Origin of the sequence: Melioribacter sp., from assembly GCF_049325435.1 — a bacterium.
GTDB classification, from domain to species: domain Bacteria; phylum Bacteroidota; class Ignavibacteria; order Ignavibacteriales; family Melioribacteraceae; genus Melioribacter; species Melioribacter roseus.
The window spans coordinates 69,149-86,733 of the sequence record NZ_JBMOLD010000010.1 but is presented as its reverse complement, the minus strand read 5'-3'; the positions used below and the strand labels follow the sequence as shown (position 1 = coordinate 86,733).

The following is a 17,585-nucleotide window of genomic DNA, read 5'->3' as shown; positions in this document are numbered from 1 at the left end:
GATTATATTAATAAAAGTTTGAAGGAGAAATTATTTATGGCAGCTAAATTTCAAGAAACAAAAGTAAGAAATATAGAACGATTGACTATAAGCCTTGCTAGTCCGGATGATATTCTTTCGCGCTCACATGGCGAGGTAACCAAGCCCGAAACGATTAATTACAGGTCGTTCCGTCCTGAAAAAGACGGACTCTTCTGCGAAAAAATATTCGGCCCGGTAAAAGACTGGGAATGCGCCTGCGGCAAGTATAAAGGCATTAGGTATAAAGGAATTGTATGCGATCGTTGCGGCGTTGAAGTTACGTTGAAATCCGTCAGACGAGAACGCATGGGGCATATCGCTCTGGCTGTTCCTGTAGTACACATCTGGTTCTTCAAAGCTCTCCCTTCCAAAATCGGAAATATTATCGGAATGACCACGAAAGAACTCGAAAGAGTTATCTACTATGAATCGTATGTGGTTCTGAATCCAGGTCCAACGGGACTTCAAAGAAAAGACTTGATTTCCGAAGATCAGTATTATGAAATCGTACAATCGCTGCCTCACGATAACGACGCGCTCGAAGACGACGATCCGAAAAAATTTGTGGCTAAAATCGGCGGCGAAGCCGTTAAAGAACTTCTCAAAAGCATCGATATTGAAGCTACATTCAGAGAATTAAAAGCCCAACTGGCTGAAGAAACTTCGCAGCAAAAGAGAAACGACATTCTCAAACGCCTCAGAGTTCTCGAAGCTTTCAGAGAACACGAAGGAAAAGTTCCGAACAAACCAGAATGGATGGTGCTGAGCGTAATTCCCGTTATACCGCCCGAGCTCAGACCTTTGGTGCCTTTGGAAGGCGGTCGTTTTGCAACGAGCGATTTGAATGATTTGTATCGTCGCGTTATTATCAGAAATAATCGTCTCAAAAGATTAATAGATATCAAAGCTCCCGAAGTAATTCTCCGCAACGAAAAGAGAATGCTTCAGGAAGCGGTCGACGCTCTTTTCGACAATTCGAGAAGATCCAGCGCCGTTAGAAGCGACGGCAACCGCCCGCTCAAATCTTTGAGCGACATGCTCAAAGGGAAACAGGGCCGCTTCCGTCAGAATCTTTTGGGCAAAAGAGTCGACTATTCGGGCCGTTCGGTTATCGTTGTCGGTCCGGAATTGAAACTGCATCAATGCGGTTTGCCGAAAGATATGGCTGTAGAATTATTTAAACCGTTCATCATACGAAAATTAATGGAACGGGGTCACTATAAAACCGTTAAAAGCGCAAGAAAAGCGGTCGACAGAAAAGAACCGATTATCTGGGAAATTCTGGAAAAATTAATCGAAGGCCATCCGGTATTGTTGAACCGCGCTCCTACATTGCACCGTTTGGGTATTCAAGCATTTCAGCCCATTTTGATCGACGGCAAAGCCATTCAGCTGCACCCGATGGTTTGTACGGCGTTCAATGCCGACTTCGACGGCGACCAGATGGCTGTACACGTTCCGCTTTCTTACGAAGCTCAACTCGAAGCCTCGATTTTAATGCTCAGTTCTCATAATATACTTTCGCCTCAGAACGGTATGCCGATTGTGATTCCCACTCAGGATATAGTTCTTGGATGTTATTACTTGACTAAATTTATGCCGGGCGCAAAAGGCGAAGGCATGATTTTCGGCAGCATGGAAGAAGTTCTTATTGCATACAACACAAAAGCAGTCGACCTCCATGCAAAAATTAAATTGAAATATGAAGGCGAATTTATAGAAACAACTGTGGGACGCGTGATATTCAATCAGATCGTCCCGAGAGAAATGGGCTTTATCAACGAGTTGCTGGTTAAAAAGATTTTCAGCGGTCTTATTTATAAGATGTTCATGAAGCTCGGAAACGAAGTTACCGCCAAATTTATCGACGACGTTAAAGATTTAGGCTACAGATACGCTACCGCTGCGGGTATTTCGATCAGTTTCAGTGATATGATAATACCCGATGAAAAATCAAAATTAATTGAAGAAGCAAACAAGAAAGTAATGGGAGTCCTCAACGAACACGAACAGGGTCTCATTACGGACGCCGAAAGGTACAATAAGATTATCGATATCTGGACATTTACGACAAATAACGTCGCCCGTTCGCTGATGGAAAGAATCAAAAACGATCAGAACGGGTTTAATTCGCTCCACATGATGGTCGATTCGGGAGCCCGCGGTTCGCAAGAACAGGTGCGCCAGCTTGCCGGCATGCGCGGTCTGATGCAGAAACCCCAAAAGAGTCTTTCGGGACAATCGGGCGAAATTATTGAAAATCCGATTGTGGCTAACTTCAAGGAAGGTCTTTCCGTATTGGAATACTTCATCTCCACTCACGGCGCTCGTAAAGGACTTGCCGATACGGCTCTTAAAACTGCGGACGCAGGTTACCTTACCAGAAGATTGACTGACGTTGCCCAGGATGTTATCGTAACGGAAGAGGATTGCGGCACAATCCGCGGCGTATATATTACGGCATTGAAAGATGTCGAATTGGAACGCGAACCTCTCGCCGAACGCATTACCGGTCGTGTCGCCCAGGAGGACGTTTATGATCCCAGAACAGACGAGCTTATTGTTGAAGCAGGTGAAATGATAACCGAAGAAAAAGCGGAAAAAATAGACGAAGCTAATATCGAACAGGTATATATAAGGACAGTCCTTACTTGCGAAGCCCGCCAGGGAGTATGCGCAAAATGTTACGGAAGAAACCTGACAACGGGGCAACTCGTGGAAATCGGAGAATCGGTCGGTATAATTGCAGCTCAATCAATCGGCGAACCTGGCACTCAGCTTACTCTTCGTACATTCCACTTCGGAGGTACGTCTTCGCGTATCGCAAGTCAGTCGCAGGTTGAAACAAACGTCGCTGGTAAAGTAAAATACGACAAAATTAATTACGTAGAGAAAAACGACGTATTCGGTACTGTAAAAGTAGTTATCGGAAGACGAGGCGCTATCGGAATTGTCGATAACGACAACAGGCAAATCAAACGGTATGAAATTCCTTACGGAGCGGAACTGATGGTAGACGACGGACAGGATGTGGGAAAAGGCACTCCGCTTTATAATCACGACCCTTATAACTCCGTTATCATCTCCGATATTGGCGGTACTGTTGTGTTCGTCGATTTGGTCGATAATGTTACTTATCAGCAGGTTGCGGACGAACAAACCGGTCACGTTCAAAAAGTTGTTATTGAAACGAAAGACAAGAATCTTACGCCGAGTATTTTAATAAGGGATTCAAAAGGGAACGAAAAAGTATTTAACCTGCCCACTCGGGCATATCTCTCCGTTGAAGAAGGCGAGGTAATTCAGGCCGGAACCGTTCTGGCTAAGATTTCAAAATCTGCCGTTAAAACGAGAGATATCACAGGCGGTTTGCCAAGGGTTACTGAGCTTTTCGAAGCCAGAAGTCCACACGATCCTGCAATTGTGTCGGAAATCGAAGGAAGGGTTAAATTCGGCGCTAGAAAAAGAGGCTCGCGTGAAATTATAGTGGAATCGTTCGACGGTTCTGTCCAAAAAGTATACTCCGTGCCGTACGGAAAACACGTGCTCGTTCAGGAAGGCGACGAGATTCCGGCAGGCGAAAAGATTACCGACGGACCCGTTAACCCTCACGACATATTGAAGATCAAAGGTACAAATGCAGTGCAGGAATACCTTGTGAACGAAATCCAGGATGTTTACCGTCTGCAAGGCGTGAAAATTAACGACAAGCATATCGAGGTCATCGTTAAACAAATGCTGCAGAAGTTGCGTATTATTTCGTCGGGCGACACCAATTTCATCGAAGAAAGTCTTGAAGACAGAAATAAAGTTATCGAAGAGAACGAAAGAATCAAGAATATGGTCTATATAATCGACCCCGGTCAGTCGCGTTTCAAAGAAGGACAGTTGATAACGCGTTCAAAATACAGAGAAGTCAATGCGGATCTGAACAGGAAAGGAAAGAAACCGATGAAAGTACGCGACGCCGAACCTGCAACATTCGATAATATTCTGTTGGGTATTACCCAGGCGGCTCTTTCTACCGAAAGCTTCATTTCGGCTGCTTCTTTCCAGGAGACCACCAAGGTTCTAACTAATGCGGCCGTTGAAGCAAGAACAGACTATTTGATCGGCTTGAAAGAAAACGTCGTTATGGGGCATCTCATACCGGCAGGCACAGGCTTGAAAAAATACAGAAACATAATTTTGGCTACCGAAGAAGAAAAAGAGAAAGAAGACCAAAAAGTAGAAGAAAAAGAGTCGATAAATTAATATTTCTTATAGACTTAACTTGACAATTGAATTAATTATCAATAAATTTTGAGTCTGAATTTTTTATTAAAGTGAAATAGACTTGGAGGATTTACGTGCCAACGATAAACCAGTTGGTTAGAAAAGGAAGAGAGGTAGTAACCTCTAAAAATAAAGCGCCTGCTTTAGAAGCTTGTCCTCAAAAGCGCGGCGTTTGCACTAGAGTTTATACTACTACGCCCAAGAAACCTAACTCGGCTCTTAGAAAAGTAGCCAGGGTAAGGTTGAGTAACGGTATCGAAGTTACGGCTTATATTCCGGGTGAAGGACACAATCTTCAGGAACACTCGATTGTATTAATCAGAGGCGGAAGAGTTAAAGACTTGCCTGGCGTTAGATATCACATTATCAGAGGCACGCTCGACACAAGCGGCGTTGAAGACAGAAAACAAGGCAGGTCGAAATACGGAACCAAAAAACCAAAAGCTAAATAACTATGAGAAAGAGAAGAGCAGAAAAAAGATATCTTAAACCGGATCCGCGTTATAACGACGTGCTGGTATCCAAGTTTATCAATTATATTATGTGGGACGGCAAAAAATCCACAGCCAGAAGAATTGTTTATGACAGTTTCGATATTATTGAACAACGTACGAAAAAGCCGGCGCTAGAGGTGTTCAAAAAAGCGGTTCAGAATGTTTCTCCGTTGGTGGAAGTTAGAAGCCGCAGAGTCGGCGGTGCAACGTATCAGGTGCCGATGGAAGTTAGACCGGAAAGAAGAATGGCTTTGGCATTGAGATGGCTGAGAACTTATGCGCGCGATCGCAAGGATAAATCGATGGCTTTGAAACTGGCTGCGGAATTAATTGCCGCTTACAACGGCGAAGGTAGTTCGGTTAAGAAAAAAGACGATACACACAGAATGGCGGAAGCAAATAAAGCTTTTGCTCACTTTAAATGGTGAAAGGAGTAATTCGATAAATTATGTCTAAAAGAGTTGAAATAAGTAAGGTTAGAAATATCGGCATTATGGCTCATATCGATGCCGGTAAGACTACGACGACCGAGAGAATTTTGTTCTATACCGGTAAAGTGCATCGAATTGGCGAAGTCCACGACGGCGCTGCAACGATGGACTGGATGGAGCAGGAAAAAGAAAGAGGTATTACGATTACAAGCGCCGCTACAACTACTATGTGGGCGGGGCATCAAATAAATATTATTGATACTCCGGGACACGTCGATTTTACGGTAGAAGTCGAACGTTCTTTGAGAGTTTTGGATGGCGCCATCGCATTGTTTTGCGCGGTTGGCGGAGTTGAACCTCAGTCGGAAACGGTTTGGAGACAGGCAGACAAGTACGGCGTGCCGAGAATAGCTTTTGTGAATAAGATGGATCGTGTGGGTGCCGATTTTTATAATGCCGTTCAAATGATGAAAGATCGATTGGGCGCTAATGCGGTTCCGATTACATTGCCGATAGGCGAAGGCGATTTGTTCAACGGTATTATTGACTTGATGACGATGAAAGCCCGTATGTTCCACGAAGAAACCCTTGGTACTACTTTTGAAGATGTCGAGATACCCAAAGATTTGAAACCGCTTGCCAATAAATATCGTACTCAAATGCTCGAGGCAGTTTCAGAAATTGACGATACTCTTCTTGAAAAATATATAGAAGGGAAGGAAATTACATCTGATGAAGTTCTGAAGGTTTTAAGAGAAGCTACTATCAAGCTTAAAATCGTGCCTGTTTTTTGCGGTTCGTCGTTTAAGAACAAAGGCGTTCAAATGCTGCTCGATGCAGTGGTCAATTTCTTGCCTTCTCCGCTTGATCTCGGAAATCTTGTTGCTCACCATGTTCATAAAAACGACCGTGTCGAAAGAAAAATTGATCCGAATGAAAAATTTGCGGCTCTTGCATTTAAGATTATGACAGATCCGTATGTAGGTAAATTGACGTTTATACGAGTTTACACGGGCACTCTCAAATCGGGTTCTTATATTTATAATTCGATTGCGGAAAAGAAAGAGCGAATCGGTAGAATATTGCAGATGCACGCTAACCATCGCGAGGATATGGATGAAATACGCGCCGGAGATATTGCCGCTATAGTCGGATTGAAAAACACTCGCACAGGCGATACGTTGTGCACTGAAGACGATCCGATTGTGCTCGAAAAGATGGCATTCCCCGAGCCGGTTATTCAGATTGCCATTGAACCGAAAACAAAAGCAGACCAGGACAAGCTTTCGGACGCATTAGCTAAGTTGTCGGACGAGGATCCCACATTCAAAGTAAAAGTCGACGAAGAAACCGGTCAAACGTTGATTAGCGGTATGGGCGAGTTGCACCTCGAAATTCTCGTCGACAGAATGAAGCGGGAATTTAAAGTCGAAGCAAATATTGGTAAGCCTCAGGTAGCTTACAGAGAAACGATTACCAAAACCGTGCAGGCTGAAGGCAAATTTGTTAAGCAGTCGGGCGGTAGGGGAAAATACGGCCATGTATGGATAGAATTATCGCCGAATGAGCCGGGCAAAGGTTTTGAATTTGAAAACGCTATTGTAGGCGGAGCTGTTCCGAAGGAATATATCAATCCTGTTATTAACGGTTTGCAGGATGCAATGAAAAACGGAGTGCTTGCAGGGTATCCGGTAGTAGACGTCAAGGCAAAACTTTACGACGGTTCTTATCATGAAGTCGACTCTGACGAAATATCGTTCCGTGTGGCAGCTTCAATGGCTTTCAAAAACGGAGCATTAAAAGCCGGACCGATATTGCTGGAGCCGATTATGCAGGTGGAAGTGATTACGCCGGAAGAATATCTCGGCGACGTTTTGGGCGATTTGAATTCGCGCAGAGGAAAAATCGAAGGATTTTCTACAAGAAAAGATGCTCAGGTTATCAGAGCGCAGGTGCCGCTTGCTCAGATGTTCGGATATGCTACCGTATTGAGATCGATGACGCAAGGACGAGCTATTTACACCATGCAATTCTCGCACTATTCGGAAGTGCCTAAATCGGTGGCGGAAGAGATTATGGAAAAATCGCAATCCAAGAAATCGGTCGAAGAATATTAATTAAAATAAATTAAAAAGAATATAAAACAACAAGGAGAGTAACTCGATGGCAAAAGAAAAATTTGATCGTAGTAAACCTCACGTTAATATTGGTACAATCGGACACGTAGACCATGGTAAAACCACATTGACTGCAGCCATAACCATGGCTCTGGCAAACAAAGGATTGTCCCAGGCTCGTACTTTCGACAGTATTGATAACGCTCCGGAAGAAAGAGAAAGAGGTATTACAATTGCAACGGCGCACGTTGAATATTCAACTGAAAATCGTCACTATGCGCATGTGGACTGTCCCGGTCACGCTGACTATGTTAAGAACATGATCACTGGAGCCGCTCAGATGGACGGCGCTATTCTCGTTGTTGCAGCTACAGACGGTCCAATGCCTCAGACAAGAGAACACATTCTTCTTGCTCGTCAGGTTGGCGTGCCGAGAATCGTTGTCTTCTTGAATAAAATTGATATGGTAGACGATCCTGAATTGATCGAATTGGTTGAGATGGAATTGAGAGATCTCCTCAGCAAATACGAATTCCCCGGAGACGAAATTCCGATAATTAGAGGTTCCGCTTTGAAAGCCTTGGAAGCAGGCACTGAAAACGCTCCGATGGACGACCCGAGATATCAATGCATCTGGGATCTTATGAAAGCAGTTGACGAATACATTCCCGTCCCGGAAAGAGACGTCGACAAACCGTTCCTTATGCCTGTCGAGGACGTTTTCTCCATTACCGGTCGCGGTACAGTTGCTACCGGAAGAGTTGAAAGAGGTCAGATTAAATTGAACGAAGAAGTTGAACTTATCGGTCTCGGTCAGCACAAAAAGACGGTTGTTACCGGTATCGAAATGTTCCGCAAAGAGCTCGATTCGGCAATGGCTGGCGATAACGCTGGATTGTTGTTGAGAGGCGTCGACAAAAAAGAAATCGAAAGAGGCATGGTTCTCGCCAAACCCGGTTCGATTACTCCTCATAAGAAATTTGAAGGCGAGGTTTATATCCTGTCGAAAGAAGAAGGCGGACGTCATACTCCGTTCTTCAACGGATATCGTCCTCAGTTCTATTTCAGAACAACCGACGTTACAGGCGTTGCTACTTTGCCCGAAGGAACTGAAATGGTTATGCCCGGCGATAACGTTAAGCTGTCCGTAGAGTTGATTTCCGAAATCGCTATGGAAGAAGGTCTCCGTTTCGCTATTCGCGAAGGCGGTAGAACTGTAGGCGCTGGCGTTGTAACTAAAATTATCGAATAGTTAATAAGTAAATAGACGAAGGGAAAGAGGAATCTTTCCCTTCTTTTTGCCTCGAAAGGCTAAATACACTGAAGATATGATTTGTAAAAAGGAGAATTAAAAAAGTGCCCGGTCAAAAAATTAGAATAAAGTTGAAATCTTATGATCATATTCTGATTGATAAGTCAACTGAAAAGATTATTAAGACTGTTAAAAGCACGGGAGCAGTGGTCTCCGGACCCATTCCGTTGCCTACAAAAAGAACTGTTTTTACCGTACTGCGTTCGCCTCACGTCGACAAAAAATCGCGTGAACAGTTCGAGATTAGGGCTCACAAAAGAATTATTGACATTCATAATTCAAACAATAAAACAGTTGATGCGCTGAGCAAGTTGGAAATACCTGCCGGCGTGGATATTGAGATAAAGTTATAGGAAATTAAAAATGCCTGGATTGATAGCTAAAAAAATCGGAATGACAAATATTTTCGGTGAAGACGGTCAAGTTATACCGGTAACCGTTCTGGAGGCCGGACCGTGCAAAGTATACGGTTTGAGAACTGCCGACAAGGACGGTTACGAAGCGCTTCAGCTCGGTTTCGGCTCAAAGAAAGAAAAGAAAGTAAACAAACCGCAGCTCGAAGTTTATAAAAAATTAGGTCTAAATCCGCCCAGATTTGTGAAAGAATTCAAAAATTTCGATGTAAGCCAGTTTAAGATCGGAGACGAAATTAAAGCCGATATTTTCCAGCCCGGCGATAAAGTTAAAGTAACCGGCAACAGTAAAGGAAAAGGTTTTCAGGGCGTTGTTAAACGTCACGGCTTCGGCGGCGTCGGATCGGCAACGCACGGACAAAGCGACAGAGAAAGAGCTCCCGGTTCAATCGGCGCCAGTTCCTATCCGTCCAGAGTTTTCAAAGGACAAAGAATGGCCGGAAGAATGGGCGGCAAGCAAATTACGGTTAGAAATTTGAAGGTTGTAAAAGTTATACCGGAACAGAATATAATTATGGTTAAAGGCGCTGTACCCGGTTCGGTTAATTCAATAGTTGCTATCAACAAATAAACGACGATCGAAAAATGAAAGTAGATGTTTATAAAATAGACGGTACAAAATCGGGCGAGCAGATAGAACTCTCGAAAGATATTTTTGAAATTGAGCCTAATGATCATGTGCTCTATCTGGCGGTGAAGGCTTACCTGGCTAATCAAAGACAGGGAACTCACAAAGCCAAAGAAAAAAGCGAAGTGCGCGGCGGAGGTAGAAAACCGTGGCGCCAAAAAGGTCGCGGCGGCGCAAGAGCCGGTTCGATACGTTCGCCTCTGTGGGTAGGCGGCGGAAGAATTTTCGGACCTAAACCGAGAAACTACAGACAAAAATTGAATAAAAAAGTAGTTCAACTGGCCCGTAAATCGGCTCTCTCTTATAAATCCAAGGCTAATCAGATTATTGTGGTCGAAGATTTCGATTTCGAACAGCCGCAGACTAAAAAATTCGTTGAAGTTCTTAAAGCGTTGAATTTGAGCGGTAAGAAAACTCTATTGCTCACCAACGGAACGCTTAAGAACGTATACAAATCGGGCAGAAATATCGATAGAGTTTCGATTGTGGAAGCAAACAAAGCTTCGGTTTATGATTTGTTAAACAATCAAGTTCTGATGCTCCAGAAGAGCGCGGTTCAATTTCTGGAAAGTACATTTAATTAAAATTTGGTAATGATATGAAAAGTATACTTATAAGACCTTTGATAACAGAAAAAATGACCTCGATACAGGAGAAACATCCGAATAAATACGGATTTATCGTATCGGTTGACGCTAATAAAATTGAGATTGCCAAAGCTGTTAAAGAAAAATTTAATGTCGACGTGGTTGCTGTTAATACTATGAGATATAAAGGTAAGAGAAGAACTCAATTTACAAGAAGAGGTCGTTTCGAAGGCAGAACGCCTAAGTTCAAAAAGGCGGTTGTGACGCTCAAAGAAGGTCAAACAATTGATATATTCGGCGAAGTATAATCTGAGAATCGGAGTAAATTAAATGGCTATAAGAAAATTAAAACCAATAACACCCGGAACGAGATTTATGAGTATCTCTTCGTTCGAAGAGATAACCAAGACGGAACCCGAAAAATCGTTGCTGGCTCCTCTTAAAAAATCCGGCGGAAGAAATAATCAGGGGCGCGTCACGTCTCGTCATCGCGGCGGCGGACATAAACGTAAATACAGAATTATCGATTTCAAACGCGACAAACACGGCGTTCCTGCCAAGGTTTTTTCGATTGAATACGATCCGAACAGGACTGCAAGAATAGCGTTGTTGCATTATGCTGACGGAGAAAAAAGATATATTCTCGCGCCCGACGGTTTGAAAGTAGGCGATACCGTAATGTCTGGCAGCGGAGCCGATATCAAAGTTGGCAACGCGCTACCTTTGAAAGAAATTCCCCTCGGCAGTTTTGTCCATAACGTCGAATTGAAGCCCGGTAAAGGCGGTCAAATAGGACGTTCGGCTGGAGTATCGCTCCAGTTGATGGCTCGCGAAGGCAAATATGCACAATTGAAAATGCCTTCGGGAGAAGTAAGAATGATCAACGTGGAATGTATGGCAACGTATGGAACGGTTGGCAATTCTGACCACGAAAATATTAGTCTTGGAAAAGCCGGCAGAAGCAGATGGCTCGGCAGAAGACCTCACGTCAGAGGCGTCGCTATGAACCCCGTAGACCACCCGATGGGCGGCGGCGAAGGCAAAACTTCCGGAGGCGGACATCCGGTTTCGCCCTGGGGTCAAAAAGCAAAAGGTCTTAAAACCAGAAAAAAGAAAAATCCTTCTAATAAATACATTGTAAAGAGAAGAAAATAGAGTAAGCTATGCCAAGATCAGTCAAAAAAGGTCCTTATATCGATGTAAAATTACTCAGGAAAATCAGACAGTTAAACGAGACTAATCAGAAAAAAATTATTAAAACCTGGTCTCGCTCTTCTACAATATCTCCTGAGTTCGTCGGTCATACTATCGCCGTTCATAACGGCAATAAAATGATTCCGGTTTATATATCTGAAAATATGGTCGGACATAAGCTGGGTGAATTTGCGCCGACGAGAATTTTCAGAGGACACCCGGGAACTAAAGCAGAAAAAGCGTCTAAAGCAAAGTAAAATTAAGAATGTAACTGAGGTTTGGAATAATGGAAGCAAAAGCGACACACAAATATATCGGATCATCGCCCCGTAAAATGAGGTTGGTTATCGATTTGATCAGAGGAAAGTCGGTCGATCAGGCCATCGAGATTCTACACTTTTCTCCGAAGCATGCTTCGGTAGATGCTGAAAAAGTGTTACGCTCGGCTGTCTCGAATCTGATGAATAAAGACGAAAATGTAAGTCACGATATTTCCGAGCTCTATGTAAAAGAAGCTTATGTTAATCAGGGTCCGACTTTGAAAAGAATTATGCCTGCGCCTATGGGCAGAGCTTACAGAATAAGAAAAAGATCTAATCATTTAACAATTGTTGTTGCAACAAAAAAGTAATCGGAGGAAGATTTGGGTCAAAAGACACATCCAATCGGCTTTAGAGTTGGTATTATAAGAGGCTGGGAATCGAACTGGTTCGAAAACAAAAGTTACGCCCCAAAATTAATGGAAGATCACAAACTCCGGCTCTATATCAGAAAAAGACTTCAAAATGCCGGCGTTTCAGCCATCAAGATCGATCGGACCTCGAAGAATATTATTCTTACTATCCATACTTCGCGACCCGGCGTGGTTATTGGCAAAAGCGGTAAAGAAATTGCCCAGCTCGAAGAAGAATTGAAAAAGATTACTCAAAAAGAAGTAAAAGTTCAGATTTCGGAAATCAAAAGACCCGAATTGGACGCTTATCTGGTTGCCGAAAATATTGCAAAGCAAATCGAAGGAAGAATTTCCTTCAGAAGAGCTATGAAAACAGCCATTACTGCGGCTATGCGTATGGGCGCCGAAGGCATCAGAGTTATGTGCTCGGGTAGATTGGGCGGCGCTGAAATGGCTCGTACGGAACAATACAAAGAAGGCAGGATTCCGCTCCACACTATCAGAGCCGATATCGACTATGCTCAGGCTACCGCTCAAACTATTTACGGCTCGATTGGTGTAAAAGTTTGGATCTGTCGCGGAGAAATTTTAGGTAAACGTTCATCCGAATAGGAGTTTAATGCCATGTTAATGCCAAAAAGAGTTAAATATCGTAAATCGCAAAGAGGTAGAAGAAAAGGTAAAGCATCGAGAGGACATTTAGTCAACTTCGGTGATTACGGTCTCAAAGCATTGGAGCCGGCTTGGATTACAAGTCGTCAAATAGAAGCTTGTCGTGTCGCTCTGTCGCGTAAAATGAAACGCGACGGTAAGGTCTGGATCCGTATTTTTCCCGACAAACCCGTTAGCAAAAAACCTCTTGAAACAAGAATGGGTAAAGGAAAAGGCGCTCCGGAATTCTGGGTTGCGGTTGTCAAACCGGGCAGAATCCTCTTCGAAATTAACGGCGTCGACAGAGAAACGGCTTACGAAGCTTTGCAATTGGCGGCTCACAAGCTTCCAATTAAAACAAAAATTGTTCAGAGAATCGATTTAGAATCATAAGGATTGATAAAATGAAAATTTATCAAATCAGAGAAATGTCAACAGAAGAAATTCAGAGAAGAATTCTGGAAGAACAGAAAAATTTAATCGATCTGAGATTTCAGCACGAATTGAAAAATTTGACTAATACTGCGCTGCTCAGAACCACACGTAGAGATATTGCCAGAATGAAAACGGTTCTCAAAGAGCGCCAGCTTCAAGAAGCAAAGCAGAACGAAAAAAAGGAAAATAAATAAGGAGCAAATAGTTTTCCATGCAGACAAGAAATTACAGAAAAGTTAGGATCGGAACCGTAATCAGTACAAAGATGGACAAAAGCATCATCGTTGCGATTGAAAGACGCGTGGCGCATCCATTATATAAGAAGTATTTCAAAAAGACTACCAAGCTGATGGCGCATGACGAAAAAAACGAATGCGGCTTGGGAGATAAAGTAAAAATTATGGAAACACGCCCGCTAAGCAAAAGAAAAACATGGCGTTTAGTAGAAATTATCGAAAAAGCTAAGTAAATAGAAAAAGCTCGACGGAGATCTGGGAATTATGATACAAGAAGAAACAAATTTAGTCGTTGCGGATAATTCGGGTGCCAAGAAAATCCGATGTATCCGCGTACTGGGTGGCAGCGGCAGACGCTATGCCAGTGTAGGAGATATTATTGTCGTCAGCGTTAAAGCAGCTATTCCGGGTGGCGCCGTTAAAAAAGGCGATGTGTCGCGTGCCGTAGTTGTCCGCACTAAAAAAGAAGTGCGCAGAAGTGACGGATCTTATATCAGATTCGACGAAAACGCTGCGGTATTGCTCAACAATCAAGGCGAACCGAGAGGTACACGTATCTTCGGTCCGGTTGCAAGAGAATTAAGAGACAAAAAATTCATGAAAATTATTTCTCTGGCTCCAGAGGTTCTTTAAGAGGATAGATACTATGAAACTGAAAAAAAATGACAATGTAATCGTAATAGCCGGTAACTATAAAGGAAAAACCGGTAAAATATTGAAAGTTTTTCCCGCTAAAAATCGGGTAATCGTAGAAGGCGTCAACTTGCGTAAAAGACATACCAAGCCTTCTCAGAAAAATCCTCAGGGCGGAATTATTGAAAAAGAAGCTGCAATTGACGCTTCGAACGTAATGATTCTAGACCCTAAAACAAACGAACCGTCGCGTATTGGCGCTAAAATTATAATCGACGAAAAAACAGGCAAGAAAAAAAGCGTTAGAATTAGCAAAAAAAGCGGCGAAATGCTCGGATAATTATCTCGGAAAGTAAAACGTCAAAAAGGATTGATATTTAAGATGGCAAAACAAAAAACAGAAAAACAGGAAAAAGCAGCTAAAAAAACTGCAAAAGCCGGTGTCGAAAAGGAAACCGTTGTTGAAGAAAAAATTCCGGCTCGCTTAAAAGAAAAATACAATAAAGAAATTGCGCCGAAATTGATGGAGCAGTTCGGCTATAAGAATTTTATGCAGGTTCCGCGTCTGGCTAAGATTGTTGTCAATATGGGCGTCGGCCAGGCTGTTCAGGATCCCAAAATTCTTGACGAAGCCGTTAAAGACCTCGAAACAATTACCGGTCAGAAAGCTTCGATAAGAACCGCCAAAAAGTCGATTTCGAATTTCAAGCTTAGAGAAGGCATGAAAATCGGCGCAAAGGTTACTCTGCGCAGAGAAATGATGTACGAATTCCTCGACAGATTGATTACGATTGCTCTTCCGCGCGTAAGGGACTTCAGAGGTGTCTCCGATAAATCCTTTGACGGAAGAGGCAACTACACTCTCGGGATTAAAGAACAAATAATCTTTCCCGAAATTAATATCGATAAAGTCAACAGGGTTTTGGGAATGGATATTACGTTTGTTACAACTGCCAAAACAGATAAAGAAGCTTACGAATTGCTGAGTGCATTCGGAATGCCGTTTAGAAAAAAGGAAAATAATTAAAGGGAAATCATGGCAAGAAAAAGCTTATTGGCTCGCGAAGTAAAAAGAGCAAAATTAAGAGAAAAATACGCTCAAAAGAGAAAAGAATTGAAAGAAAAAGGCGATTACGAGGGATTGCAATTGTTGCCCCGTAATTCGGCTCCAACCAGAGCTCATAACCGCTGCTTGATCAGCGGTCGTCCCAGAGGTTATTACAGAAAATTCGGAATTTCCCGTCTCGTACTCAGGGAAATGGCTCTAAGAGGCGAAATTCCCGGTTTAAAGAAATCAAGTTGGTAATAGAAGGAGAATAAAGTAATGTTGACAACCGACCCGATTGCAGATTTTTTAACAAGAATACGAAATGCAATTAAAGCCAGAAAAAAGTACGTCGATATTCCTTCGTCTAAAATGAAAGAAGGACTGGCTGAAATTCTAAAAACAAACAACTATATCAAAGATTATAATGTGATCGAAGATAATAAACAGAACATATTGAGAATTCATCTTCAGTATGTAAACGGAATTCCTTCAATAACCGGCTTAAAGAAAGTCAGCAAACCGGGTCTTCGTATCTATGCAGGAAAAGACGAAATCCCGAAAGTCCTCAACGGACTGGGAATATCGATTATATCGACGTCAAAAGGTTTAATGACGGATAAACAAGCACGCAAAGAATCAGTGGGCGGAGAAGTAATCTGCCAAGTTTGGTAATAATTGTGAGGTCTAAAAGTGTCACGAATAGGCAAAAAACCGATTCCAATCAAAGACGTTACCGTAACAAAAGACGGTAATTTGTTGAAAGTAAAAGGCAAACTCGGCGAACTCCAGATGGAGATTCATCCGAATATTAATGTCGAAGTTACTAAAGAAGAAATTATAGTCACACGACCCAACGACGAGAAACAAAACAGAGCGCTTCACGGTCTTACCAGGTCGTTAATAAATAATATGGTCGTCGGAGTTACCGAAGGATTTTCGAAAACGCTCGATATCGTAGGCGTGGGTTATCGCGCCGAGGCAAAAGGCAACGGAGTCTTATTGACCATCGGCTATTCGCACCCGATCTTTTTTATTCCTCCCGAAGGAATTAAAGTAGAAGTCGTAACTCCTAACCAGTTGAAAATATCGGGAAGCGATAAAGAACTTGTCGGGCTCGTAGCGGCTAAGATACGGTCTTTCAGGAAACCCGAACCGTACAAAGGCAAAGGAATTAAATATTCTAACGAAGTTATTATTAGAAAAGCAGGCAAGACAGCCGGCAAATAATTAGGGAGAATGTGAAAAATGTTTTTAAAAGACACTACAAGAAGATTAAGAAAACGCGTAAGAATCAGAAAGAAAATACATGGAACTCCTGAACGTCCTCGTTTGAGCGTATTTAAGAGTCTCAACCATATATATGCTCAATTGATCGACGACACTACAGGCGCCACATTAGCTGCAGCTTCAACGCTCTCGAAGGAGATTGCCGAGGAATTGAAAGGGGTTAAAGGAAAGGTTGAAAAAGGTAGAATTGTCGGTAAGTTACTTGCTAAGATTGCAACCGAAAAGGGTATTACTGCAGCGATATTTGACCGAAACGGCTATCCCTATCACGGAAAAGTAAAAGCGGTTGCAGAAGGCGCACGCGAAGGCGGATTGAAATTCTAAAGGGATTGCCGGATCGTCTAATGGTAGGACAGCGGCCTTTGGAGCCGTATGTGGAGGTTCGAATCCTCCTCCGGCAGCTATAAATAAGGTAATACAAAAGGAGTGAAAATTGAACTTCAAATCGAAAAAAGTTAGCGGACTGGAAAACTTAAAGGAAAAAATAGTTCATATTAACAGGGTTGCCAAGGTCGTTAAAGGCGGTCGCCGTTTCAGCTTTAATGCTATCGTAGTTGTAGGCGACGGTAATGGTCATGTTGGAGTGGGCCTGGGCAAAGCTAATGAAGTTACCGATGCTATTTCCAAAGGCATTGACGATGCCAAGAAAAACGTATATAAAGTGCCGGTTATTAAAGGCACAGTGCCTCATGAAATTATAGGTAAATTCGGAGCAGGCAAAGTTCTCATTAAACCCGCATCCCCGGGTACGGGCTTGATTGCAGGCGGCGGCGTTAGAGCTGTGCTCGAAGCTGCAGGCGTTCAGGACGTATTGACAAAATCGCTCGGCTCGTCGAACCCGCATAATCAGGTCAAAGCTACTCTGGATGCTTTGTTGAATTTATGGGACGCACGCTCCGTAGCTTACAAAAGAGGTATGAAACTTAACGAGTTATTCAGCGCAGAGTGAGGTAGAAATGGCTAAGAAATTAAAAATAACACAAACACGCAGCATCATCGATCGCCCGAAACCGCAAAAGCTTACTATTGAAGCTCTCGGTTTGGGAAGACCTAACTATCAGGTTATTCATAACGATACTCCTCAGATAAGAGGAATGGTTAGAAAAGTATCGCATTTAGTAAAAGTAGAAGAAATAGAAGATTAACAGGG

The 17,585-nt window shown here is 42.9% G+C and carries 25 protein-coding genes and 1 tRNA gene; all 26 read left to right on the top strand.

Translation table 11 applies throughout. The annotated features are described in order from the left end of the window. Positions 1 to 36 precede the first annotated feature (36 nt). The 26 genes from rpoC (at position 37) to rpmD (ending at position 17,580) form a co-directional block, all read left to right on the top strand. A complete protein-coding gene (rpoC, locus tag ACOYVE_RS07135) occupies positions 37 to 4,275 on the top strand; it encodes a DNA-directed RNA polymerase subunit beta' (protein ID WP_014854903.1) in 4,239 nt (1,412 codons plus the stop codon). A gap of 95 nt (positions 4,276 to 4,370) precedes the next feature. Next, the gene (gene rpsL / locus ACOYVE_RS07130) at positions 4,371 to 4,748 is read left to right on the top strand and encodes a 30S ribosomal protein S12 (RefSeq protein WP_041355685.1); all 378 of its coding nucleotides are present in this window, start codon (positions 4,371 to 4,373) and stop codon (positions 4,746 to 4,748) included. Between the two features lie 2 nt (positions 4,749 to 4,750). Further along, positions 4,751 to 5,218, top strand: coding sequence for a 30S ribosomal protein S7 (rpsG, locus tag ACOYVE_RS07125; protein ID WP_014854901.1), 468 nt, complete (start codon positions 4,751 to 4,753; stop codon positions 5,216 to 5,218). 20 nt (positions 5,219 to 5,238) lie between these two features. Then, entirely contained in the window at positions 5,239 to 7,338 is a 2,100-nt protein-coding gene (gene fusA / locus ACOYVE_RS07120; RefSeq protein ID WP_422881406.1) for an elongation factor G, read from the top strand. A 46-nt stretch (positions 7,339 to 7,384) separates the two neighbouring features. Then, a complete protein-coding gene (tuf, locus tag ACOYVE_RS07115; protein ID WP_014854899.1) occupies positions 7,385 to 8,590 on the top strand; it encodes an elongation factor Tu in 1,206 nt (401 codons plus the stop codon). A gap of 104 nt (positions 8,591 to 8,694) precedes the next feature. After that, positions 8,695 to 9,003 carry a 30S ribosomal protein S10 gene (gene rpsJ, locus ACOYVE_RS07110; protein ID WP_014854898.1) on the top strand — a complete coding sequence of 103 codons (309 nt, stop codon included), beginning with the start codon at positions 8,695 to 8,697 and terminating at the stop codon, positions 9,001 to 9,003. Positions 9,004 to 9,013: 10 nt separating this feature from the next. Further along, positions 9,014 to 9,634, top strand: a complete 621-nt coding sequence (gene rplC / locus ACOYVE_RS07105; RefSeq protein WP_014854897.1) for a 50S ribosomal protein L3 — start codon at positions 9,014 to 9,016, stop codon at positions 9,632 to 9,634. Positions 9,635 to 9,648: 14 nt separating this feature from the next. Then, positions 9,649 to 10,275, top strand: a complete 627-nt coding sequence (rplD, locus tag ACOYVE_RS07100) for a 50S ribosomal protein L4 (protein WP_422881404.1) — start codon at positions 9,649 to 9,651, stop codon at positions 10,273 to 10,275. A gap of 14 nt (positions 10,276 to 10,289) precedes the next feature. Continuing rightward, positions 10,290 to 10,586: a 50S ribosomal protein L23 gene (rplW, locus tag ACOYVE_RS07095; RefSeq protein WP_014854895.1), complete on the top strand. Its 297-nt coding sequence runs from the start codon at positions 10,290 to 10,292 to the stop codon at positions 10,584 to 10,586. A gap of 22 nt (positions 10,587 to 10,608) precedes the next feature. After that, positions 10,609 to 11,433, top strand: coding sequence for a 50S ribosomal protein L2 (gene rplB / locus ACOYVE_RS07090; protein ID WP_014854894.1), 825 nt, complete (start codon positions 10,609 to 10,611; stop codon positions 11,431 to 11,433). A gap of 8 nt (positions 11,434 to 11,441) precedes the next feature. After that, positions 11,442 to 11,729 carry a 30S ribosomal protein S19 gene (rpsS, locus tag ACOYVE_RS07085; RefSeq protein WP_014854893.1) on the top strand — a complete coding sequence of 96 codons (288 nt, stop codon included), beginning with the start codon at positions 11,442 to 11,444 and terminating at the stop codon, positions 11,727 to 11,729. A 29-nt stretch (positions 11,730 to 11,758) separates the two neighbouring features. Continuing rightward, positions 11,759 to 12,103 (top strand): 50S ribosomal protein L22, encoded by a 345-nt coding sequence (rplV, locus tag ACOYVE_RS07080; RefSeq protein ID WP_014854892.1) that lies wholly within the window; start codon positions 11,759 to 11,761, stop codon positions 12,101 to 12,103. Positions 12,104 to 12,115: 12 nt separating this feature from the next. Further along, complete coding sequence (gene rpsC, locus ACOYVE_RS07075) at positions 12,116 to 12,757, top strand: 30S ribosomal protein S3 (protein WP_014854891.1); 642 nt, start codon at positions 12,116 to 12,118, stop codon at positions 12,755 to 12,757. Between the two features lie 12 nt (positions 12,758 to 12,769). Further along, entirely contained in the window at positions 12,770 to 13,189 is a 420-nt protein-coding gene (rplP, locus tag ACOYVE_RS07070; protein WP_014854890.1) for a 50S ribosomal protein L16, read from the top strand. 11 nt (positions 13,190 to 13,200) lie between these two features. Next, positions 13,201 to 13,425 carry a 50S ribosomal protein L29 gene (gene rpmC, locus ACOYVE_RS07065; RefSeq protein WP_014854889.1) on the top strand — a complete coding sequence of 75 codons (225 nt, stop codon included), beginning with the start codon at positions 13,201 to 13,203 and terminating at the stop codon, positions 13,423 to 13,425. Between the two features lie 17 nt (positions 13,426 to 13,442). Beyond that, entirely contained in the window at positions 13,443 to 13,700 is a 258-nt protein-coding gene (rpsQ, locus tag ACOYVE_RS07060; RefSeq protein WP_422881400.1) for a 30S ribosomal protein S17, read from the top strand. Positions 13,701 to 13,731: 31 nt separating this feature from the next. Further along, positions 13,732 to 14,100 carry a 50S ribosomal protein L14 gene (gene rplN / locus ACOYVE_RS07055; protein ID WP_014854887.1) on the top strand — a complete coding sequence of 123 codons (369 nt, stop codon included), beginning with the start codon at positions 13,732 to 13,734 and terminating at the stop codon, positions 14,098 to 14,100. Positions 14,101 to 14,113: 13 nt separating this feature from the next. Beyond that, positions 14,114 to 14,440, top strand: a complete 327-nt coding sequence (gene rplX, locus ACOYVE_RS07050; RefSeq protein ID WP_422881397.1) for a 50S ribosomal protein L24 — start codon at positions 14,114 to 14,116, stop codon at positions 14,438 to 14,440. Between the two features lie 132 nt (positions 14,441 to 14,572). Beyond that, positions 14,573 to 15,127 (top strand): 50S ribosomal protein L5, encoded by a 555-nt coding sequence (gene rplE, locus ACOYVE_RS07045; protein ID WP_422881461.1) that lies wholly within the window; start codon positions 14,573 to 14,575, stop codon positions 15,125 to 15,127. A 9-nt stretch (positions 15,128 to 15,136) separates the two neighbouring features. After that, entirely contained in the window at positions 15,137 to 15,406 is a 270-nt protein-coding gene (gene rpsN / locus ACOYVE_RS07040; RefSeq protein ID WP_014854884.1) for a 30S ribosomal protein S14, read from the top strand. 18 nt (positions 15,407 to 15,424) lie between these two features. Further along, on the top strand, positions 15,425 to 15,820 hold the full coding sequence (rpsH, locus tag ACOYVE_RS07035; RefSeq protein ID WP_014854883.1) for a 30S ribosomal protein S8: 396 nt from the start codon (positions 15,425 to 15,427) through the stop codon (positions 15,818 to 15,820). 18 nt (positions 15,821 to 15,838) lie between these two features. Then, positions 15,839 to 16,375, top strand: coding sequence for a 50S ribosomal protein L6 (rplF, locus tag ACOYVE_RS07030; RefSeq protein ID WP_014854882.1), 537 nt, complete (start codon positions 15,839 to 15,841; stop codon positions 16,373 to 16,375). An 18-nt stretch (positions 16,376 to 16,393) separates the two neighbouring features. Beyond that, positions 16,394 to 16,759 carry a 50S ribosomal protein L18 gene (gene rplR, locus ACOYVE_RS07025; protein WP_014854881.1) on the top strand — a complete coding sequence of 122 codons (366 nt, stop codon included), beginning with the start codon at positions 16,394 to 16,396 and terminating at the stop codon, positions 16,757 to 16,759. 6 nt (positions 16,760 to 16,765) lie between these two features. Continuing rightward, a tRNA-Gln gene (locus ACOYVE_RS07020) sits at positions 16,766 to 16,836 on the top strand. Positions 16,837 to 16,868: 32 nt separating this feature from the next. Then, positions 16,869 to 17,384 (top strand): 30S ribosomal protein S5, encoded by a 516-nt coding sequence (rpsE, locus tag ACOYVE_RS07015; RefSeq protein ID WP_014854880.1) that lies wholly within the window; start codon positions 16,869 to 16,871, stop codon positions 17,382 to 17,384. 7 nt (positions 17,385 to 17,391) lie between these two features. Then, on the top strand, positions 17,392 to 17,580 hold the full coding sequence (gene rpmD, locus ACOYVE_RS07010) for a 50S ribosomal protein L30 (RefSeq protein ID WP_014854879.1): 189 nt from the start codon (positions 17,392 to 17,394) through the stop codon (positions 17,578 to 17,580). Positions 17,581 to 17,585 lie beyond the last annotated feature (5 nt).